General features: G+C 73.2%; 16 protein-coding genes. 6 read left to right on the top strand and 10 right to left on the bottom strand.

What is annotated here, in order from left to right; translation table 11 throughout:
* The first annotated feature begins 4 nt into the window (after positions 1-4).
* A complete protein-coding gene (locus tag WD794_03295; protein ID MEX2289334.1) occupies positions 5-2,818 on the top strand; it encodes a peptidoglycan recognition protein in 2,814 nt (937 codons plus the stop codon).
* A gap of 144 nt (positions 2,819-2,962) precedes the next feature.
* Complete coding sequence (locus tag WD794_03290) at positions 2,963-4,477, top strand: N-acetylmuramoyl-L-alanine amidase (protein ID MEX2289333.1); 1,515 nt, start codon at positions 2,963-2,965, stop codon at positions 4,475-4,477.
* 10 nt (positions 4,478-4,487) lie between these two features.
* Here the strand turns inward: WD794_03290 and WD794_03285 are convergent, their stop codons facing one another.
* From WD794_03285 to WD794_03275, 3 genes are read right to left on the bottom strand one after another with little or no spacing between them, the layout of a single operon-like run.
* Positions 4,488-5,126 carry a pyridoxamine 5'-phosphate oxidase family protein gene (locus WD794_03285; GenBank protein MEX2289332.1) on the bottom strand — a complete coding sequence of 213 codons (639 nt, stop codon included), beginning with the start codon at positions 5,124-5,126 and terminating at the stop codon, positions 4,488-4,490.
* Between the two features lie 28 nt (positions 5,127-5,154).
* Positions 5,155-6,042 (bottom strand): class I SAM-dependent methyltransferase, encoded by an 888-nt coding sequence (locus tag WD794_03280; protein MEX2289331.1) that lies wholly within the window; start codon positions 6,040-6,042, stop codon positions 5,155-5,157.
* A 27-nt stretch (positions 6,043-6,069) separates the two neighbouring features.
* Positions 6,070-7,125 carry a glycosyltransferase family 1 protein gene (locus WD794_03275; GenBank protein ID MEX2289330.1) on the bottom strand — a complete coding sequence of 352 codons (1,056 nt, stop codon included), beginning with the start codon at positions 7,123-7,125 and terminating at the stop codon, positions 6,070-6,072.
* Positions 7,126-7,180: 55 nt separating this feature from the next.
* Between WD794_03275 and WD794_03270 the strand changes: the two genes are divergently transcribed.
* From WD794_03270 to WD794_03260, 3 genes are all read left to right on the top strand, one after another.
* Positions 7,181-8,695, top strand: a complete 1,515-nt coding sequence (locus WD794_03270; protein MEX2289329.1) for a glycosyltransferase family 4 protein — start codon at positions 7,181-7,183, stop codon at positions 8,693-8,695.
* A gap of 506 nt (positions 8,696-9,201) precedes the next feature.
* The gene (locus tag WD794_03265) at positions 9,202-11,259 is read left to right on the top strand and encodes a DEAD/DEAH box helicase (protein ID MEX2289328.1); all 2,058 of its coding nucleotides are present in this window, start codon (positions 9,202-9,204) and stop codon (positions 11,257-11,259) included.
* A 238-nt stretch (positions 11,260-11,497) separates the two neighbouring features.
* Entirely contained in the window at positions 11,498-12,304 is an 807-nt protein-coding gene (locus WD794_03260) for a hypothetical protein (GenBank protein ID MEX2289327.1), read from the top strand.
* Positions 12,305-12,337: 33 nt separating this feature from the next.
* Here the strand turns inward: WD794_03260 and WD794_03255 are convergent, their stop codons facing one another.
* Genes WD794_03255 through WD794_03225 form a run of 7 tightly spaced genes read right to left on the bottom strand, consistent with a single transcriptional unit; the run spans position 12,338 to position 20,447 of the window.
* Complete coding sequence (locus WD794_03255) at positions 12,338-13,312, bottom strand: hypothetical protein (protein ID MEX2289326.1); 975 nt, start codon at positions 13,310-13,312, stop codon at positions 12,338-12,340.
* Positions 13,313-13,346: 34 nt separating this feature from the next.
* Complete coding sequence (locus tag WD794_03250; protein MEX2289325.1) at positions 13,347-14,639, bottom strand: glycosyltransferase family 2 protein; 1,293 nt, start codon at positions 14,637-14,639, stop codon at positions 13,347-13,349.
* Positions 14,636-16,183, bottom strand: coding sequence for a glycosyltransferase (locus WD794_03245; protein MEX2289324.1), 1,548 nt, complete (start codon positions 16,181-16,183; stop codon positions 14,636-14,638). Before WD794_03245 ends, WD794_03250 begins: the two co-directional genes overlap by 4 nt.
* On the bottom strand, positions 16,180-17,532 hold the full coding sequence (locus tag WD794_03240; protein ID MEX2289323.1) for a glycosyltransferase family 2 protein: 1,353 nt from the start codon (positions 17,530-17,532) through the stop codon (positions 16,180-16,182). Before WD794_03240 ends, WD794_03245 begins: the two co-directional genes overlap by 4 nt.
* Complete coding sequence (locus tag WD794_03235) at positions 17,522-18,340, bottom strand: class I SAM-dependent methyltransferase (protein MEX2289322.1); 819 nt, start codon at positions 18,338-18,340, stop codon at positions 17,522-17,524. Before WD794_03235 ends, WD794_03240 begins: the two co-directional genes overlap by 11 nt.
* On the bottom strand, positions 18,337-19,542 hold the full coding sequence (locus tag WD794_03230; GenBank protein MEX2289321.1) for an ABC transporter ATP-binding protein: 1,206 nt from the start codon (positions 19,540-19,542) through the stop codon (positions 18,337-18,339). Before WD794_03230 ends, WD794_03235 begins: the two co-directional genes overlap by 4 nt.
* The gene (locus WD794_03225) at positions 19,539-20,447 is read right to left on the bottom strand and encodes an ABC transporter permease (GenBank protein MEX2289320.1); all 909 of its coding nucleotides are present in this window, start codon (positions 20,445-20,447) and stop codon (positions 19,539-19,541) included. Before WD794_03225 ends, WD794_03230 begins: the two co-directional genes overlap by 4 nt.
* Positions 20,448-20,504: 57 nt before the next feature.
* On the opposite strand from WD794_03225, the gene WD794_03220 reads away from it, so the two are divergent.
* The gene (locus WD794_03220) at positions 20,505-21,707 is read left to right on the top strand and encodes a hypothetical protein (GenBank protein ID MEX2289319.1); all 1,203 of its coding nucleotides are present in this window, start codon (positions 20,505-20,507) and stop codon (positions 21,705-21,707) included.
* The last annotated feature ends 10 nt before the right edge of the window (positions 21,708-21,717 follow it).

Below are 21,717 nucleotides of genomic sequence, written 5' to 3'. Positions count from 1 at the left end.
GCGCGTGTCCCGCTCCCTGTCCCTGCTCACCCTGCTGGTGCCCGGCCTGCTGGCCGTCCCGGTCCTGACCCCGTCTGCGACCGCAGCGCCGACACCGGTCCCGCCGGTCGTGCAGGAGCTGGCCGTCGCCGGTGTGCACGAGGCGGCGGCGCAGTCCGGTGCGCCGTCCGGCGTGACCGGCGCGCTGGTCGCCGGTGCCCACCGGCGCACCGTCCTGCTGACCGACCTGCTCGACACCGCGCCCTTCGCCCTCGTCGGCGTCACCTGGGAGCGGGACCCGGCGGTCTCGGGTGTGCAGGCCTGGGTGCGGACCCGGACCGACGGCACCTGGTCCGGCTGGCAGGACCTGGGCGGGCTGGCGGACGAGGAGCCCGACGCCGGCACCAAGGACGCCGCCGGCGTCCGCGACGCGACGTCACCGCTGTGGGTCGGAGCGGCCGACGGCGTGCAGGCGCGCGTGGACGTGCTGTCCGGCGCGGATCCGACCGGACTGCGGCTCTCCCTCGTCGACCCCGGCTCCTCGCCGGCGGACGCCCCGGTCGCGACCGGAGCGCTGCGGTCGGAGGCGCAGGCGGCCTCCAAGGCCCCCCTCGTGCGCAGCCGCGCCGCGTGGGGCGCCGACGAGTCGCTGCGCTCGGGCTCGCCCTCGTACGCCTCCGGCACCCGGGCCGTCACGCTCCACCACACGGCCAGCGCGAACGGCTACTCCGAGGCCGACGTGCCCCGCCTGCTGCGTGGCTTCTACGCCTATCACGTGAAGAGCCAGGGCTGGTCCGACATCGGCTACAACTTCCTCGTCGACCGCTTCGGCCGGATCTGGGAGGGCCGCGCCGGCGGGACGTCGCGGTCGGTGATCGGGGCGCACGCCGGCGGCTTCAACACCGGCACCGTCGGCATCTCGATGATCGGCACGTACGAGAGCGTCACGCCGAGTGGCCAGATGCTGGAGTCGGTCGCGCAGCTGTCCGCGTGGCGGCTCTCGCTGGCCGGCGTCGACCCGCGGGGCAGCGTCTCGCTGACCTCCGCCGGCAGCACCCGCTACAGCCGCGGGACGGTCGTGAAGCTGCCGACCGTCTTCGGCCACCGGGACGTCAGCACGACCGCCTGCCCCGGCGCGCGCGGCGTCGCCGCACTGCCCGGCATCCGGGACCGCGCTGCGGCCCTGGCGGCAGGCGCCGCGCCGGCCGAGCCCGCCGGCCCGACCTCCTTCGAGCTGAGCGTCCCTGCGACCGCGGCGCCGGGAGCCACCGTGCCGCTGACGGTGGCCGGCGGCCCGGCGGGCGCAGCCGTGGAGGTGTGGTTCGCCAAGCGGGGCGACGCCGGGTTCACCAAGCGCCGCGACGCGGTGCTGTCGAGCAGCGGCAGCTACAGCACCAGCTACCCCGCCGACGACGACTACACGTTCTTCGCGATCGCCGGCGGCGACGCGACTCCCCGGCGCTCGACCCGGCTGTCGCCCGCGCCGACCTCGGCACCGTCCGGCGAGGCCTCGGTCCTGCGGATCCAGGGGCCGGTGACCGCGCCGGCCGGTTCTGCCGTCCTGGTCACCGCCACCGGCCCGGCCGGTGCCGCCGTGACCGTGTGGTTCCGCCGGCAGGGCGACCCGGCCTTCGTGCAGCGCCGCTCCGGCGTGCTCGACGCCGGCGGCACGTACACCACCACGTACACGGCCGACCTGCCGCACGAGTACTTCGTCAAGAGCAGCACGGTCACCTCCAACGACGCCGAGACGCTCGTCGGGGAGGTTCCCAACGGGCTCGACGTCACGGCGCCGGCGAAGGTCGCGACCGACGACACGGTCGACGTCGTCGTCCAGGGCGAGCCGGGCCAGGAGGTCGAGCTGTGGTTCGCCCGCCGCGGCGAGCCGTCCTACAACCGGCGCCGGCAGTCCCGGCTGGCGGCGGACGGCACCTACCGGACCAGCTACGTGGCCAACGACGAGTACAGCTACTTCGCCGTCGCCGGCGGCCGGACCAGCACCCGGGTCAGCACCCGGATCAGCGATCTACCGCCGCTGGCTGCCGCGCCGGCTCCCCCGCTGAGGGTGTCCGCCCCCGAGGCCGTCGAGGCCGGTGCCCCGGTCGAGGTCACGGTCGCGGGTCCGGCCGGCGCACCCGTCTCGCTGTGGTTCCGCCGCCGTGGCTCCGACGTGTGGAGCCGCTTGCGTGACGGGCGCTTCGACGGCTCCGGCCGGTGGGCGACGTCCTACGCCGGGGTCGAGGACCACGAGTACTGGGCGTCCTCGAACGGGGTGTCCTCCGCCGACGCCGCCACGCTGACGATGCCCACGGTGACCGGACCGGCGACCGCCGCCTTCGGCACGACGGTGCAGCTGGCCGGCCGGGCCCGGCCCGGCGACCGGGTCGTTGTCGAGACCCGCCGGCGCGGGGCGACGGCGTTCACCGGCCGCGCCACCCTGACCGCCGACGGGTCCGGCGCCTTCAGCACGTCCCACGGTGTCGACGACGAGTACGAGTACCGCCCGGTGGCGGCCACCCGCGTCGGCGCGGTGCGGCGGATGACGGTCGCCCCGACGGTGGCGGGTGCGACCGCGGTGCGCCGCGGCACCGCGGTGCCGCTGTCCGGCACGGCCCGCCCCGGCGCACAGGTCGAGGTGCTGTTCCGGCGCGACGGCGCGCCCTCCCTGCTGGTCGGCGGTCGGCGGGCGCGGGACCTGCCCACCTTCCGGGTCGGCCGGGTCGTCACCGCCGGGAGCGACGGGCGCTGGACGGTCAGCTTCGCCCCGGTCACCGCACACAGCTGGTACGCCCGCTCGGACGGCAACGCCACACCGGTGCGGACGACGGCGGTGCGCTGACGGGAACTGTCCGGCAAGACACGCTTGGCACAACCTCCCGGCTTCGCCGGCGTCCATAGGTGACAGTGGAGCAGGACGTCGCGGTGGGGAAGCCGCGGTGGCTGCCTGCCCCCGTTGGTCGTCCAGCTGTCTGGAGTTCCTCCCATGCGCCGCCTGCTCACCTTCGCCCTGCTGATCGTCACGCTGTCGGCAATCCTGGTCGGCGTGCCGACCGTCACTCCGGCGACGGCGACGCCGCGGCCCGTGCCCGCCAGCGTGGAGCGCATCCCGCTGCGGGCGGTCGACGCGACGGCGCTGCGCGCACTCGGGTCCTCGCAGACCTCGCCTGCCTATCTGACCGCTGCCCGGACGACCCGGCCGTTCTCGGTGATGGGTGTCACCTGGCGACCGGACCCGGCCGTCGGCGAGGTCGAGGTGGCGATACGGCACCGCTCCGGCGGTCGCTGGTCGGACTGGACCGACGTCGAGGCCGAGGGTGACGACGTCCCGGACGCCGACTCCGCCGAGGCCCGCAGCCGGGACTACCGCGCCGGGTCGGCCCCGATCTGGACCGGCCCGAGCGACGGCGTGCAGGTGCGCCTCGACGCGCTCTCCGGCGCCACGCCCCGCGACGTCGCCATCGAGCTGGTCGATCCCGGCACCTCACCGGCCGACGCAACGGTCGCGGCGCCGCGCGACACGGCGCACGCCGAGGAGCCGATGCCGGCCATCGTCACCCGCGCGCAGTGGGGCGCCGACGAGTCCATCCGCCGCGGCAGCCCGTCGTACAACGCCACCGTCAAGGTCGGCTTCGTGCACCACACCGCCAGCAGCAACGACTACACAGCGGAGCAGGCCGCTGCCATGGTGCGCGGGATCTACGCCTACCACGTGAAGAGCAACGGCTGGTCCGACATCGGCTACAACTACCTCGTCGACCGCTTCGGCCGGGCGTACGAAGGCCGCGCCGGTGGGCTGGACAGGTTCGTGATGGGGGCGCACACGGGCGGCTTCAACCGGGACACCGTGGGGGTGTCGCTGCTCGGGAACTTCTCGACCGTCCCGCCGTCCGCGGCGACGCTGGGAAGGCTGACCGACGTGCTGGCGTGGAAGCTCGGGACGGCCTACCGCGACCCGCTGGCCGAGGCGGTGCTGACCTCGGCGGGCGGTGGGACGTCGAAGTACAGCGCCGGGACCAAGGCCACCTTCGACGTCGTCAGCGGGCACCGCGACGCCGGCAACACCGCCTGCCCCGGCGCGACGACCTACGCCCGGATGGACCAGATCCGCGCACAGGTGGCCGAGAAGCTGGGCGCGGGCTTCGTCGAGCCGGAGTTCACGGGCGGGACCGCCCACCTGCGCGGCTCGCGGGGTCCGGTGGCGCTCAGCGCCCGCACCCTGGGCGCGCTGGACTGGACCTCGACCGTCAGCGACAGCGAGGGTGAGGTGCTGCAGACCACCAGCGGCGCGACCACCGGCTCGGAGCTGGTGTCGACGACGTGGGACCTGACCGACGAGAACGGCAGGGCGGTGCGGCCGGGGACCTACGTGCTGCGGATCTCCGGCAGCCGGGACGGCGACCGGGCACTGCCGTACGCCGTCGAGGTGGTCGTCAAGGGGATCGTGTGCCGCGGGAGTCCGCTGGAGCGGGCGAAGTGCAAGGCGGTCAAGCGGCGGTGAGCCGCACCGCTCAGCCCCGGTACAACCGCCCGGCGTAGGACGGGCCGTAGTACTCGGTCAACGCCTCGAGGGTCTCGTCAGGCCGCTCCAGAGCCTGCGCGATCTGCGCCCGCGACGGCAGCTCGTCCTCGTCCGGCCAGTCGTCCGGTGACCACAGCCCGGCCCGGAGGAAGGCCTTGGAGCAGTGGAAGAAGATCTCCTCGGTCTCGACGACGAGGGCCAGCCGTGGCCGGTGGCCCTGCACCACCATGTCGTCGAAGAAGGGGGCCTCGCGGACCAGCCGGCCCCGGCCGTTGACGCGCAGGGTGTCCCCCCGGCCGGGGACGACGAACAGCAGCCCGACATGAGGGTTGGTGAGCAGGTTCCGGAAGCCGTCAGCGCGCCGGTTCCCGGGGCGCTCGGCGAGGGCGATCGTCGTCTCGCTCAGGACCACGACCGAGGACCCGGCCGGATCGCCCCGCGGCGACACGTCGCAGCGACCGTCCGCCGAGGCGGTGGCCATCGCCCAGAACGGTGACGTCGCCAGGAACGCCAGGTCCATCGGGTGGAGCCGGTCGCGCACCTTCTCCGCAACCCGCTGCGCGGGCTCGCCGACGATCTCCCGCAACTCGTCCTGCGAGGAGACGAAGGACCACAGCTCACCTGCCACGCGTCGCAGGCTAGTGCCGGCCGAGGGGCTACCGCGGCTTGTGGCAGTCGAAGGTGACGAACTGGTACGCCGGGCGGAAGCCGTGCAGCCGGGCCTGCCCGGCGTCGGCGACGACGGTCATCGTCGACGCGTCCGAGCCCTTCATGAGGTCCTCCACGTCGCAGTCCGGACCCTCGTGCGTCCAGGGGCAGGCGCCGGTCGCCGCGGCGTCCCGCAGCTCCTGGGTCACCAAGGTGTGGCAGTCGAAGCCGTGCGAGCGGATGGTGCCGGCGAGGTCCCAGCCGAAGCGGAAGAACACCAGCGTCCGGTCGCCGTGGTACTCCGGCTCGGTCGGCACCGTCGTGACCGCCTGCGGGATCGGCACCTGCAGCAGGACGTGGCCGCCCGGCTTCAGGACGCGGAACAGCTCGGACAGCGCCTTGCCGGTGTCCGGCACGTGCTCGAGGACGTGCGGCGTGAGCACGACGTCGAGGGAGGCGTCGGGCAGGTCGATGGCCTGCAGGTCCAGGCGGAGCACCGCCCGGTGCATCGACTCGTCGTAGTCGCTGGCGGTGTAGTCGACCCGCTCGCTCATCCGGTGCCGGTACATGCCGCCGAGCCGCGGCGAGGTCTCCAGCACGGCGGCCTGCGGGTCGTAGGACGTGCGCTGGGTCCAGCACCAGTAGAGGAAGCGGTCCCGCGCGATCGAGCCGCAGACGGGGCACAGGGCGGACTCGCTGTGCTCGATCCCCTCGAAGCCGCGCCCGCGCCAGCCACAGATGTTGCAGCTGCTGGTCACCTTGGTGATCTTGCTGACCTCGGCCGCCTCGGGCCAGGTCAGGGTGCGGCAGTCACCCTTCCTCTTGAGCCAGCGGGTCTCGGCGACCTGTCGCTGGGCGAGGTGCACGTGCTCGAGGAGTTGGTCGGCCAAGCGCACGGTGAGAACACCTCGAGAGCAGAGCGATCAGGACAGGGCCAGCGTATAGGCGGCGCGGTGGGCTGCTGCGGACCGCGCCCAGGTGAAGTCCGCGGCGTGTGCCCGCCGGGCCGAGGCATCCCCGGGCTCGTCCAGGACCTGCCGCAGCGCCTCGGCGAAGCCTTCCGCGTCGCCGACCGGCGCATACGACACCAGGTCACCGCCGACCTCGCGCAGCGCCGGCAGGTCGCTCGCCACGACCGGCGTGCCGGCCGCGAGCGCCTCCAGCAGCGGCAGCCCGAAGCCCTCGTCACGGCTGGGCAGCACCAGCGCCGCCGCCCCGGCCACGACGGCCCCGAGGTCGTCCTCATCGAGGTAGCCGGGGGTGATCACCCCGCTGACGTCCACCTGCTCACCCCACCCGGGCGGGCCCACGAGCACCAGCGGGGGGGCGTCCGGCACCAGGGCGTGTGCCGCGAGCAGGGTCCACACGTCCTTGCGTGGCTCGAGCGTCCCGACGAACAGCACGTACGACGACGGCAGCCCGAGGTGGGCGCGCAGCGCGCCGGTCGGCGGCCGGGAGGTGGCCCACCAGGACCCGACGCCGTGGGGAACGGCCACCACCGGGACTGCCGGTGCGTACGCCTCCCCGACCTGCTCGGCCACCGCCTCGCTCGGCGTGACCACGACCCTGGCGCGCCGGATCGACCGCGGCACCAGCGCCCGGTAGCGCGCGCTCGCGGCGCTGACCGTCTCGGTCATCCGCAGGAAGGCCAGGTCGTGCACCGTCACGACACCACGCGCCCGCCGCGCCGGCGGGAGCACGAAGTTCGTGGCGTGGAAGACGTCGAGCCGCCCGGCCAGCCACTCCACCGGCGGCAGGTCGCCACGGGCCCAGGCCTCCTGCAGCCCGCGGGCGGGCAGGGCGCGTGCCCGGATCTGCACGCCGGGCGGGACCTCCAGCGACCCGCGGCCGCGCAGGGTGAAGGCCGTCGCCACCAGCTCGTCCGGCCCACCGGCCAGGGCCGCCAGCAGCTGCTGGGTGTAGCGCCCGACTCCGGTGCGCGCCCCGAGCAGTGGCGTCGCGTCCAGGCCGACCCTCATGACGCGGGGACGCTACCCGGCCACCGGCGGCTAGCCTGACCGCCGTGTCCACGTCGTGGCCGGGCGCCCGGTGAGGGCGGCGGTCTACAACCGCTTCTGGAGCACCGGGGGCGGCGCCGAGACCTACGGCGGGGCGCTCGCGCAGCTGCTCGCGCGACGGGGACCGGTCGAGCTGATCGCGCACGAGGGCCTCGATCTCGTCGCGCTCGGCGAACGGCTGGCGCTGGACCTGTCCGGCTGCACCGTGCGGGTCGTCCCGCACACGTCGCGGGCGGTGTCCGCGGCGAGCCGGAACTGCGACCTGTTCGTCAATGTCAGCCACCGCAGCCGCGAGGCGAGCCAGGCGCCCAGGAGCTTGTACGTCGTGCATTTCCCGACCTCGATGGGCGCCCGGACCGCCCCGGTGGGGTCGCCGCTGCCGCGGGTGGAGTGGGGGCCCGGCTTCCACCAGCCCGAGGGTCGTACGACCTGGACTGACGGTGCGGGCACCCTGCTGGTGACGACGGAACCGGGCCGGCCGGTCGACCTCACCCTGATGCTCGGCTTCGCCCGACCGGCCGGCGCGGACCCGGCCGATGTGCGGGTGCTGGTCGACGGGGGGCAGGCGGCGACGACGCGGCTGGGTGCTGCGCGCACGCCGCTGGAGCGCTGGAGCGGGCGGCCGGTCCGCGTGCGGGTCGCCAGCCCGGCTGCCGGCGTACCGGCCGAGGTGGTGGTGTCCTGCGACGGCTTCGTGCCGGCCGACGTGGTGGGGGGTGACGACGCCCGCACCCTCGGTGTGCCGGTGGTCGGTGTGGCGCTCGGCCGGGGCGCCACCGCACGCCTGACCCGGGGCGGCCTGACCCCGGGGAGCTCGACCGGCTGGCTGGACAGCTACGACGCGCTGGTCGCCAACTCGCAGTTCACCGCCGGCTGGGTGGAACGGCTCTGGCAGCGGCCGGCCGTGGTGCTGCATCCGCCGGTGCCGATGCGGTCTACGGGCGACAAGGACCAGGTGATCCTGGGGGTGGGCCGCTTCTTCCCCCGCGGGCGGGGCCACAGCAAGAAGCAGCTCGAGCTGGTCCAGGTTTTCCGCCGGCTGGTCGACGCCGGGCTGTCCGGCTGGACGCTGCACCTGGTCGGCGGCTGCTCGGGCGGCGGCCGCGACTACCTGCAGGCGGTGCAGGCCGAGGCCGCCGGCTACCCGGTCGAGCTGCACGTCGACGCGTCCGGCGCCGAGCTGGACGCGCTCTATGCCCGCGCCGCGATCTACTGGCACGTCGCCGGCCTCGGCGAGGACCCGGCCCGGGACCCGGACCGGTTCGAGCACTTCGGCATCTCCACGGTCGAGGCGATGTCGGCCGGGGCGGTGCCGGTCGTGCTCGGTGCCGGCGGCCTGCTCGAGATCGTCCGCGACGGGATCGACGGGCTGCACATCGCCGATCTCGAGCAGCTCGCCGCGCGGACCCGTGAGCTGGTCGAGGAGCCGCCGTGGCGCCGGGAGCTGGCCTCGGCCGCGGCGCAGCGGGCGAGGGACTTCTCACTGGACGCCTTCGACGCCCGGCTCGAGGAGTTGCTGGAGGGGCTCTGAGACCTGGTGCACGTCTGCCGCAGCCGTCCCGGATCGCGTCGATGCCACCTTCCCGCGATCCCTACCCGTATGGTGGGGCTTACGTGGCCGACGTCCGTCGCCGGACACGCGGTCCTCGTCGGCTGTCGTCTTCGGCCGGACGAGCCGGGTGCTCTCCTCGTGGGGCGCTTCTGGACGGGCCGTGGCCAGACGGCTCCGGTGACTGCCGGCGGACCGGTGTCCGCCATCCGGCGGCACCGGCGGCGAACCCGGCGGTCACGCCGGGGATCGGCCGGTTCCGTGCGGGCCGTCCGGGGCTGGGGCTCGGAGGCGACGCACTGTCGCAGCTGGATGCAGGTACGTGGTTCGGCGGCCCTCGGGTCAGGATGTCAGAGGAGAGGTACGTGGCCACACGAGCCCGACGTGGGTCCGGCGGCGCGGGCTCCGGCGGCGCGGGCTCCGCTGGCGCGGGCTCCGCTGGCCGGCAGACGCGGCAGTCCCGTGGGCGCCAGGAGGGTGTCCTGCCGGTGTTGGCGACGGCCGTGCGTGACGTCGAGCTGGCCGTCCAACGCGGCAAGATCCGGCCGTCGACCCGCACCACGTTCCAGGCTGTCGCCCTCCTGGTCCGCGAGGAGCGCGGCCGCGTCCAGTCGGGCGGCCTGCCCGAGGCGCGGCGAGCGGACCAGCTGAAGCGGATCGACCGCATCGCCACCAGCCTCGCCCGTACCGCGGCGCGTGACAGTTCGCTGCTCGCGCTGCTCACCGACGACGCCGAGTTGCTGCCCGGGACCAGCTCCCTGCTGCGCGAGATGCGGCTCGCCGCGGGCATCGAGCCACCCGCCGAGACGGCCCCGACCGAGTCGACCTCGACCTCGACCTCGCCCTCGCCGCAGCGGGCCGAGCGCCAGGTGGTCCCCCAGTCGGTCATCTCGAGGCAGCTGGCCAACCCCTTCCTCGCCCCGGACTTCTCCGCCGTGTCGCCGTCCGCTGCCCGCCCACGCCTGCTGGCCACCTGGGAGCTGCTCGGTCCGCTGCTCCGCTCGTTCGAGCAGGCCTCCGGCGGGGCCTCGTCCTGCATGGACCTCCCCGAGCCGTCCTCCCTGCAGGCGCCGGGCGGCCGCGAGTTGATGCCACACCAGGCGCAGGTGATCGCCGCTGCCGGCCAGAGACATCGGACTTTCCTGCTGGCCGACGAACCGGGTCTGGGCAAGACCGCCCAGGCGCTGCTGGCCGCCGAGGCCGCGGGCGCCTACCCGCTGCTGGTCGTCGTCCCGAATGTCGTCAAGACCAACTGGGCGCGCGAGGCCGGCCTCTGGATACCCGGCCGCTCCGCCACCGTCGTCCACGGTGACGGGCACACCGTCGATGCCTTCTCCGACGTCGTGGTCGTCAACTACGAGGTGCTGGACCGGCACGTCGGCTGGCTCGGCTCCTTCGGCTTTCGCGGGATGGTCGTCGACGAGGCGCATTTCATCAAGAACAAGCGCTCCCAGCGCTCCCGCCACGTGCTGGAGCTGTCCGAGCGGATCCGGGCCCGGACGGTGCGACCCCTGTTGATGGCGCTGACCGGCACGCCGCTGATCAACGACATCGAGGACTTCCTGGCCATCTGGCAGTTCCTGGGCTGGATCGGTGACAGCGAGCCCGGCGCCGACCTGATGGCGGCGCTCGAACAGAACGGCCTCACGCCGGCCGACCCGGACTTCTACCCGGTTGCGAGGACGGCCGTCATCGACCAGGGAATCGTGCGACGGCGCAAGGTGGACGTCGCGGCCGACATCCCGGCCCGGCGGATCGCCGACCTGCCCGTCGAACTCGAAGGTGCCCTGGGACGGTCGATCCGGGATGCCGAACGCGTCCTGGCCCGGCGCCTGGTCAAGCGTTACCAGAGTGCGCTGGAGGCGCGCACGTCGGGCGTAGTGGTCGACGGGATCGACCACGACCTCGTACGACGGGTCGCCGCCTGGGAGCGACAGGACACCGACGAGAAGAACAGCGACGAGAACGTGTTCACCATGATGCGGCGGATCGGTCAGGCGAAGGCGGTCCTGGCTGCCGACTACACCGCCCAGCTGGCTCGTAACGTGGGGAAGGTCGTCTTCTTCGCCAAGCACGTGGAGGTGATGGACGCGGCCGAGGAGTCCTTCGCGCAGCAGGGCATCGGCTACTCCTCCATTCGCGGTGACCAGACGCCGCGGGCCCGCCAGAAGGCCATCGACTCCTTCACCAACGACCCCGAAGTCGCGGTCGTCGTCTGCTCGCTGATGGCGGCCGGCGTCGGGCTCAACCTGCAGGTCTCCTCGAACGTCGTGCTCGCCGAGCTGTCCTGGACCGACGCTGAGCAGACGCAGGCCATCGACCGCGTGCACCGGATCGGTCAGGACCAGCCCGTCACCGCCTGGCGGATCATCGCCGCGCAGACCATCGACGCGCGCATCGCCGAACTCATCGACGACAAGGCGGGCCTCGCGGCGCGGGCGCTGGACGGCTCGGACGCCGAGGTGTCCTCGTCGGTCGACGTGCAGCTGGAGGCTCTCGTCGCGCTCCTGACCGATGCGTTGACGGCTGCCGAGCAGTTCACGTAGGCGTCGGCAGCACGCCTGTGGGCGGCGCCGGCTGCCCCCTCGGTCGTCGGCGAGGCTGACCGCTGGATCAGCGGGCTTCCCGACGTGGATCATCTGCGGGCTGGATCGGCAGCAGACACGCCGGCCAGTCTGCTGCCGATCCAGTCCGCAGAAGATCATCGGCGAGGTGCCGGGGCGTGGCGGCAGGGCTTTGGGGGAAACGGCACATCCGGGTACTCGACGTCCTACCGTCGTGGGCGTGCGCCACGCCTTTCCGCTCGCGACCATCAACGCGGCCGTCCTCGCCTGTGGCGTGTTGGTGGCCGCCAGCATCGGACCGGGAACTCCGGAGGCGCTCGCGCCGACCGATCCGGCCAAGGCACACCCGGCCGTGAGCGCGGAGCCCGCCGACGCAGTGGCGTCGGCCATCCCTTCAGCGGCTCCGGCAGCCGATCCGTCGCCGGCCCCGCCGCACGCGGTGCGGACACCGGTCCCGGCCCGGCGCGCTGCTCCGGTGACCCGCACGGTGTCGAGGACCGGCTGGGGTCCGTACGCGAGGGTCGGGCCGGTCACGCTGCACTTCCCCGGCAGCGTCGTCGAGGTCGTCGGCCTGCACCAGTCGGGGCACGACGGGGCGCAGCCGCAGCAGCCGGTGGAGGGAGGCACCCGGATCGGGCTGATGGACTCCCGCAAGCGGGACACGAACGCAGCGGGTGCGGCGGACATCGTCGTCGACCCGAGCCACGAGCTGCGCTCTCCCGTGACAGGCACGGTGCTGCGGGCCGGCACCTACACGCTCTACTGCGACTACGTGGACCAGTACCTGGTCGTCGAGCCCGCCGCGCGACCGGGCTGGGAGGTCAAGCTCCTGCACTTCCAGGGGCTTGCCGTCGGTAAAGGCGACCGTGTCCAGGCCGGCGTGACGGTGGTCGGCTCCGGTGCGCGGACGCTGCCCTTCACCTCCCAGGTCGACGAGCACACCGTCGCCCCGCACTGGCCGCACGTGCACGTCGAGGTCGTGGACCCGAGCGTTCCGGACCGTCCGTCCGGTGGCGGCTGCGACTGAGCGGGCCCGCGACCCCTTCGCCAGCCTGGGCGCTCAGCGACGCGTGAGCGCCCGCAGCAGCGTCGCCGTGGCGGCTCGGTCGCGCCGGTCGCGCAGCACCGGGTCACCGACGGCCGTAGCCCGGAGCCGGCGCAGCGCAGCGCCGAGTCGGCTGTGCAGCACCGGCGGGGCCAGCGCCGCCGGGACCTCGCCCGCCAGCACCTGCAGCTCGTACGTCCGCCAACGCACCACCTTGTCGACGGCCGCGGCGTAGGACGTGTCGTCCGGGTCGATGCCGGCGAAGACCGCGCCCGGTGCGTAATGCTCCAGGAAGCAGTTCTCGAACGTCAGCGCCGCCGGGTCGAGCACGGCCTGCCAGGTGGCGGTGTCGTCCGGCCAGCCCAGGGTGAGATAGGGCTCGGGCTCCTCGAAGCGTTCCGGATGCAGAGCCGGAGCGGCATTGCCGTACGTCGCCCACTCGTCGAGCGGGGCACGTGCGGCCGCTGGGGCGAACAGTGCGACCACCTCGGCGAGCAGCGCCTTGTCGATGACCTGCGGCATGTGCGAGGCGTAGGCCCGGCGCGGCATCCCGTGCAGCGCCAGCACCGCACGGGAGGCGAGCTGGCAGGCGTCGTGCGAGGTGGCCCGCCGGTCCCAGTCGTCGAGGTGGCCGAAGGTGTAGCGCCGGTGCCGGCCGTCCTGGATGTAGGTCGTCTCCGGCACGTGCACCAGCGGGCGGTTGTCGTCGTCGGCTGACAGGAAGACCTCGTCGACCGCAGCACAGCCGGCCAGCGCCGCGCGCAGCGCGTAGTTGCGCCGCGCGTGGTCGGTCGGTCCGGTGCCGCCGAGCAGATCCTCGTCGGTCACCACCTCGACCGGGAGGTGCTCGGAGTGCAGGCGCTGGACGGCCTCGGACAGCCGGGCGGGCGTCACGACCAGGGCCCGCTCGACCCAGGGCAGGTGGGCGGCGACGTGGTGCAGCGTCCCGCCGAGCATCGCGGGGCGCGCGCTGAGGACAACGAGCTGCATCAGGACACTCCGGTCAGCAGGACGTTCCGGGCCATCAGGACACTCCAGCAGGGTCACGCCAGCGGCCGAGCACCGGCAGGTCGTCGTCGGGCACAGCATGGGCCCGGACAGCCTTCCGGTCCCGAAGCACCTGGGGCAGCAGCCGGGCGGCGCCGGCCAGGCCGCGCAGGCGCCGCGCCGTGAGCACCGGCTCGGGCCGGCGCCGGTCGCGCAGCCGCGCCAGCACGTCACCGCGCAGCTGCACGCCGACCAGCCGGACCGCGTCGCCCCAGCTGGCCAGCAGCTCGGCGCCCGGAGCGCACTTGGACACGGTGAGCAGCCGGTTGCGATGGTGCTGCACGTCGTAGCGCGCGCTGCCGTGACCGATGGTGGTCGAGTGGGCGTGCCGGACCCGGGCCTGCGGCACGTAGCGGTAGCGCCAGCCGCGCAACAGCCCGCGCCAGGCCAGGTCGGTGTCCTCGTAGTAGAGGAACCAGCGCGGGTCGAGCAGCCCGACCCGGCGCAGGTAGTCGCCGCGCAGCAGCACCCCGGCACCGCACCAGGCCGGCACGTCGACGGCCGCGTCGAACTCCGGTCCCCGCGGTCGGTGGTAGCCGCGGTTGATGCCGGTGCCGTGCGGGCCGATCACCGAGCCGGCGTTCTGCACGACCTCGAAAGCTGCCCCGCCGACGGCGGTCTCGATGTGGATCGGGGAGCGCCCCACGGCCTGCTCGACGGTGCGGTCGCCGGAGACGAGCCGGACCCGGCCCGGCCGGTGCGCCTGCAGGCGAAGGGCCACCCGCTCGCCCGTCGTCCGCAACACGCTGCCGTCACCAACCGACCACGCCACCCCGCCGCGCCAGCGCCGGCGTACCTTCGGGCCGGTGAGGTGCCACCGCCCGCCGGCCTCGACGGCGAGCAGGTCCAGCGACGCGCGGGGGAGACCGTCGAGCTCGACCCGGACCTCGCGGTAGCTGCCGTCCAGCAGGATCAGCGGGCAGGCTGCGCCGAGTCCCGGGTCCTCGTCGAGGGCGGCGGCCAGCGTGGCCAGGCAGCCCGGCTCGAGAACGGCGTCGGGATTGAGGACGAGGACGGCGTCCACACCGGTGAGGTCCTCGACCACCTGGTTGATCGCCGGGTAGCCGAGGTTGCCCGGCGAGCGGAACAGCGTGACGTCAGGCAGCTCCCGCTCGATCCGCGCCGCACTGCCGTCGCTCGACCCGTTGTCCACGACGACGACCTGGAGCTGCTCCCACTCGCTGGCGAGCAGCGACCGCAGGCAGGCGAGGATCTCCTCGCCGCCGTTGTAGTTCACGACCACGGCCCGGACCCGACGTACCGGCGTCATCCGAGCAGCGTGTGCTTGGCGGCGATGGCATGCCAACGCTCGGCGAACGCCTGCTCGCTGAACTCCTGTGCCCGCTCGGTGGCCGACGCGGCCAGTCGGGCCCGCAGCTCCTCGTCGCCGGCGACCTGCGCTGTCCGGTCGAGGAGCTGGCCAGGGGTCGACCAGCGGTAGCCGTCCACGCCCTCCCGCACGATCTCCTTCTGACCGGCCATGTCGATCACGACAGGTACGCAACCCCCGGCCATGGCCTCGACCGTCGTCATCCCGAAGTGTTCACTGGCCCAAGGTGTCTGGTTCTCGTCACTGCCGAAGCCGGTCGCCGACCAGAACACCGACGACGTCGAGAGCAGCTGCTCGACCGTGGAGCGTGGAGCGTTCGTGATGACCTCGACAGGCGCCCCGGAGCCGGCCGCCCGCACCGCATCGACGTAGCCGCGCTGCGAGTCCTCCATCCCGCCGACGACGTACATCCGCCAGCCCGGCAGCCGGCCGGCGCGGTGGGCGGCGGCGAAGAAGGAGACCATCTCCTGCTGCCGCTTGGCATGGCCGAGGCCCGGAGCGAAGAACCGGCCGACGGTCACCACCGCCTTCTCGCGCACCGGCTGCGGGTGCAGCCGCTGCACCTGGATCGGCGGGAACAGCACGTCTGCGTCGGTGTGCCACAGCTGGGAGATCCAGCCCCGGGTGAACTCGCTGTTGGCCATCACGGTGTCATAGGAGGACAGGAACGACAGGTCCTTCGGCGCGCGCAACAGCCACGGATGGGCGTGGGCGATCCGCTGCCGCGGGCCGTAGGCGGCGCCCTCGAGCCGCAGGTCGGACACTGCCACACCGAGCTGGCGGCTGTCGGTGCCGCCCGGCTCGAAAGTGTCTGCGCGCAGGTGAACCTCGCAGCCCTTGACCGAGGGCGGGATGGCAAAGCGGTGCAGCGTGAAGCGCCGGCCGACGGTGGTCGAGAACAGCAGGGTGCCGTGCTCGTCCTCGACGCGCAGCGGCACGGGACGGGGCAGCGCCGGGCCGCCGAGCTCCAGGCGCAGGGTGCGCTCGGCCGTACTGGGAGGGAAGGCCAACACCGCGTCGGCCGACGTCCACCGCCAGCGCCGCCGACGTCCACCCTCGGGCGGGTACCAGCCCTCGCCGTAGTCGAAGCCGCCGGTGTGCGCCGAGACCAGGTGTCCGGCGGCGGCGGCCAGCCGGCGCTTCCACGGCGGCAGGTCGACGTCGAACGGCGTCGGGAAGTAGCAGAGATAGGCGTTGCGCGCGGCCCGGGGGGCCAGCCGGCTCATGTACGAGCCGTTGACCCACAGGTCGTAGTCCTCCGACAGGGCGGCCAGTGCCAGGTCGCCGCGGTCGGGCACGATGCGCAGCCGTACGCGGGACAGGTCCAGGCCCAGGTGGTCGCCCAGCTCGTCGCGATCGACCTCGGTGTGACCGATCAGGTCGACCTCGACGCCGTCGTGCGACAGCACCGAGGCGATCATCCCGCAGTGCCGCTCCCCGCCGCCCTGGCTGTGCCAGAAGCGGTTGTAGACAGCGGCTCTCACCGGCTCGTCACGAGCTCGCGGTCGAGGCGTTCACGCGGGACGACGGCGCTCCGGCCGATCTGGCGCCGCTTGCGCAGCGCCCCCGGGGTCAGGCGCAGCAGCGAGCCGGTGGCCTTCACCCGCGCCTGCAGGGGCCGCGCCGCCGGGCGCCGGCCGCGCCGCAGTGCCCCGATCACCGGTCGGGCCATCTGCAGTGTCTCCCTGAGAAAGGCGGTGTACTCGCCCCGCGCCCGCGCCCGCGTCGCGTCCTTGACCAGCATCAGCAGCCGGTTGCGGGTGGTGTGGAAGACGAAGGTCGGCGACCACTCGACGCTGCTGGCGGAGTGGACGTGTCGCACGACCGCTTTCGGCTCGTAGCGCAGGGTCCAGCCTGCCAGCCTGAGCCGCCAGGACAGGTCGGTGTCCTCGTAGTAGAGGAAGAAGTCGTCGTCGAACCAGCCGACGCTGCGGCCCGCCTCGGTGCGGAAGGCGACGGCGCACCCGCAGATCGCGAAGACCTCCTGCGCCGTGTCGTACTGCCCCGCGTCGACCTCCTGGTAGCCGCGGTCGGCGCCGTAGCCGGCGGTGAACACCAGCGAGCCCACGTTGTTGACGACGTCGACCGCGGGGGCGCCCACCGGCACGGTGAACGCCTGCTCACCGGGATGCTCCTCGACCGGGAGCAGCACCGAGCCGCCGTCCCAGGACAGCCGCGCCGACTTCTCCCGCTCCCCGGACCAGACGACCGTGACCTCCCAGGGGCCGGTGTCGTGCGGCAGCGGCAGGAGCAGCTCGCCGCTCGGCCGGGTCCACCAGAAGCGACCCTCGCCGACCCCCTCGGACCCCCAGGTGAGCCGCTCCCACAGCAGCCGGCCGGTGACGTCCTCGCCGTCGACCGACACCGAGGCGATGCGCAGCCCCAGCTCGCGCGGGTCGGCGCCGCCCGGCACGAAGCCGGGAACGTCCAGCCGCAGCGGCAGGAAGCGCGGCGCGAAGACCACCTTGCTGGTGACGGCCGCGAGCCGCTCGGAGCCCGGCTCGTCGAACGGCGCCAGCAGCCGCTCGAGCCAGTCGGGTTCCGGGGTGGCGTCGTTGTTGAGCAGCACGGCGTACGGCGTCGTCACCTGCCGCAGAGCGGTGTTGTTGCCGCCGGCGAAGCCGCGGTTCTCGGAATTGTGCAGCACGCGTACGTGGGGGTACTCCCGCTCGAGCAGCGCGACGGAGCCGTCGGTGCTGGCGTTGTCCACCACCCAGGTGAGGAACGGCAGGTTGCTCTGCTGGCGCAGCAGCGCGTCCAGGCACGGGCGCAGCCAGCGTTCGCCGTTCCAGTTCACGACGATCACGGTCGCCACCGGCGGGTCAGACGGCACGGGCCACCACGTAGACCTCGTTGGACGGGTAGAGCGCGTCCAGCAGGTGGGCGTACGAACGGCGGACGCCGGCCAGCTCCTCCTGGGTGGAACGCAGCCGCTCCTCGAGCACCGACAGGAAGTGCCCGAACAGGTGCCAGGGCGAGTCGGGGTCGGCCTTGCCCTTGCTCTTCGGGTCGGTGATGCGCTGGATCGCGGTCGCGATGTCGGGGCGCAGGTCGGCATCGACCCGGGTCGGCGGGGCCAGCGCGTGCGGTGGCGGTCCGGCGTGGTTCTGCGGGTTCCCGCCGGTCTCCACGACGTCGAGCCCGGCCTTGGCACAGTAGAAGGCGAGCAGTCGCGGCTCGTAGAAGCGGATGTGGGTGGGATCGCGCCAGAAGTCGTGCCCGATCACCGACAGGCAGGCGGCGTTGGGTGTCGCGGCGACGAAATGACCACCGGGCGCCAGCACGCGCGCCGACTCGGCCACCACCGCCTCGAGGTCGTCGGGCTCGAGGTGCTCGGCGAAGTGGGCCGAGAACACACCCTGCACGGAGTCGGCAGGGCGGCTGCGCAGGCCCGTGAGGGCGTCGGCGAGCTGCACCGTGTGGCCGGCCTCGCGGGCGAGCTCGACCATCCCGTCGTCGAGGTCGATGCCCTCCCCGGCGACCCCGGCCTCCCGCAACAGCTCCAGGAACTCGCCCCGGCCGCAGGCCAGCTCGAGGACCGGCCCGGCGGAGAACCACTGGAGGTAGTGGCGCAGCCCCGCCTTGCTGTGCTCCGGGTCGTAGCCCATGTAGGTGTAGTAGTCGCTCTCCAGCCGGCTCATGCGGGGCTCCCGTGCAGCGCCGTGACGGTGGCCAGGGCCGGGACGTCGAGCAGGCCGGGCAGCCGGCCGGTCTCCACCCAGATGGCCTCGTCGAAGCGGCGGGCGGTGATCGGCAGCCCGCTGACCGCGTGGTCGACCTGCACACCGACGATGAACGCGCCGTTCAACGCAGGCACCGCCGCGACGTGGAAGTCGACGGAGTAGCGGCCCGGCGAGGCCGGCAGCCCTTCGCCCTTGGCTGTGCGCAGCGAGAAGACCGGGATGTCACCCGCGCCCATCACGACCACACCGACCTCGCCGGGATACACCTCGTCGCTCTGCAGCACCTCGCAGACCACGCGCAGGTGGAATGGCTTGCCTGCCTGGAAGCGGCCGCACGGCGGTCCGCCGGCGGTCGTGGAGGCCGTGGCGGAGTGGACCACCACTCCGCCGATCTCGACCGGAGCGGCCGGCTCACCCGGTGGCCGGTCGGTGCCCATGATCTTGCGCAGCGTGCCGACGGCGAACGCCGGGTCGCCGTCGTACTGCACCCGGCCGTGGTCCACGACGATGCCGCGGGTGCAGAGCTGCGTCACCAGGTCCAGCGAGTGGGTGACAAACAGGATCGTCTTGCCGGCCTGCTGGAACTGCTCGATCTTGGCCAGGCACTTGCGGGCGAACGCCTCGTCGCCCACCGCGAGCACCTCGTCGACGAGCAGCACGTCCGGGTCGACGTGGACGGCGATCGAGAAGGCGAGCTTGACGTACTCACCGGAGCTGTAGTGCTTGACCGGGTCGTCGATGCGCGGCCCCTGCTCGGAGAAGTCGATGATCGAGTCGAGCAAACCCTCGACCTCACGGCGCGACAGGCCGAGCAGAGCGGCGTTGAGGTAGACGTTCTCGCGACCGGTGAGCTCGCCGTTGAAGCCGGCGCCGAGCTCCAGCAGCGACGCGATGCGCCCCTGGACCTGCACCTCGCCGGTGGTGGGCCGCAGGATGCCGGCCAGGATCTTCAGCAGCGTCGACTTGCCTGCGCCGTTCGGGCCGATCAGCCCGACCGTCTCCCCGGCGCCGACCTGCACGTCGACCTCGCGAAGCGCCCAGAACTCCTCGGTGCTGCCGCCCCGGCCGCGCACGAACCGCTCCTTGAGCTGGGTCGCCTTGCTCGAGTGGGTGAGGAAGCGCTTGCTGACGTCGCGCGCCACGATGATGGCTTCGTTCACAGGTCTTCCGCGAAGTCGGCCTGCAGGCGCTTGAACGTGCGACGGGCGAGCAGCAGCAGCAGCGCGGAGATGACGAAGCCCATTGCCAGGTTGCGCAGGTAGACGGCGTAGCCGCCGTCGACGAGCAGCTCCCGGCTCACGCCTTCCCTGTCGAGGTAGGTCGGCGTCTGGTAGATCGCCCGCTGGAAGGTCGACACGACGGTGGCCATCGGGTTCAGGAAGTACAGCCAGAACAGGTCTGCCGCACCGAATCTCTCCAGCGCCGTCTTGACCAGGCCGGCCGGGTAGAGGATCGGGTTGAGCCAGAACCACACCAGCATGGCGATCTCGACGAAGTGGCTGGTGTCGCGGTAGCGCACGTTGAGCGCCGCGGCGAGGATCCCGAGCGACGTCGCGAAGACGACCAGCAGCGCAGCGGCCGGGATGAGCAGCAGCACCGGGGGGTGCAGGAAGTTGACACCGCTGATGAGCGCGATGACCAGCAGCACAGGGAACTGCAGCACGAACTGCACGAGAGCGAAGCCGACGCCGGACAGCGGCAGCACCAGCAGCGGGAAGCGCACCTTCTTCACCAGGCCGGAGTTGCTGACGACGCTGCCGGAGGCTGCGCCGACTCCCTGACTGAACGCGGTGAAGGCGAGCAGGCCGCACATCACGTACACGTGGTAGTCGGGGACCCCGTTGTTCAGGACGACCGCGAAGATGACGTAGTAGATGCCGAGCAGCAGCAGCGGGTTGGCCAGGCTCCAGACGAAGCCGAGCGTGGACCCCTGGTACTTCACCTTGAGGTCCTTGCGGATGAGCTGGCTCAGCAGCTCCCACCGGAGCCGCCCCTGAGCCGCAGCTCGATCCCTGGCGAGGGCGGCGCGGGCCTCGTCCGAGGCGCTGCTGACGGGCACGGGCACACGCAGCAGACTAGTGCCCCCCTCCTCGGTGGAGGCTGCCGTCCTGTGGAGGTGAGTGTGTCCGACGCCGCGCGTCTGCGGGTCTCCAGCGCCTGCACCGCCCGGATGGCGCGAGGGCTGTCGCCCTGGGCGGTCGCGCTGATCGCGCTCGCTCTGTGGGGGGTGTTCGTCGCCGCCCGCTGGTGGTTGGCTGCCGACGGCGAGATCGCCCGCTTCGTCGTGGCCGGCTCCCTGCTCACGGCTCCGGAGGCCGGACTGCCGGTGCTGCCGGGCCCCGGCTACGACGGGCAGTTCCTCTACCGGCTCGCGGTCGACCCGACCGACCTGCGGCTGCAGGCCCATGGCGTCACCCTCGACTCGTCGCTGCGCCTGCAGCGCATCACCTACCCGGCGCTGGCCTACCTGGTCGCCTTCGGCCAGCCCGGCTGGGTCCCCGCCGCGCTGGTCGTCGTGAACCTGCTTGGGCTGGGACTCGTCGCGCTCACCGCGGCCCTTCTGGCGCGGGACGCCGGGCGCGCGCCCGTCTGGGGACTGCTGGTGGCGGGCTTCTTCGGCTTCGTCGTGACGCTGGGCCGCGACCTCACCGAGATCACGACGGCGGCCACCCTGCTGTCGGGGGTGCTGCTCTGGCAGCGCGGCCGGCTCGCCTGGGCAGCCGTGGCCTTCAGCGCGGCGGCGTTGAGCCGCGAGTCGGGCCTGCTGTTCGTGGGTGCCTTCCTGGCGGCGGAGGTGTTGCTGGCCCTGGGCAGCGGCGCCCGGCAGCCCCGCGCCGTGCTCCGCCTGCTGGCGGTCGGTGCCGCACCGCTGTTGGCCTTCCTGTCCTGGCAGCTGGTCTGCTGGCGGGTGGTCGGGGAGGTACCGCTGCTGGCCAGCCGCGGCCGAAACCTGGTGCTGCCGGGGCAGGACCTCCTCCCCGCGGCGGCGGGCTGGGTCCGCGGCGCCGCAGCCGGCGACCGGGCCGACCTGGTGAACCTCGGCCAGTTCGTCTGCCTGGCCACGGTCGTGCTCATGGCGGCGTGGGCACTGCGGTCCTCCGCGGCACCGCTGGGGGTGAAGGCGGCCTGGTGCGCCACGTTGCTGCTGGTGGCCTCGCTGTCCTCGTCGGTCTGGCGCGGACCCGCCGACTTCCGGACCGCCACCGAGCTCTACCTCGCCAGCGTCCTGGTGCTGCTCGCCGGCGGCCGCTCGCTCCGGCTGCCCGCCCTGCTCCTGCTCGTCACCACGCCGCTCACCGCCCTGCTCCGCGTCGTCGACCTGTGACCCGCCGGCC

Source organism: Mycobacteriales bacterium, from assembly GCA_040902655.1.
Taxonomy (GTDB): Bacteria; Actinomycetota; Actinomycetes; order Mycobacteriales; family SCTD01; genus SCTD01.
The sequence above is the reverse complement of the archived record's forward strand: the minus strand, read 5'-3'. Positions and strand labels throughout refer to the sequence as shown.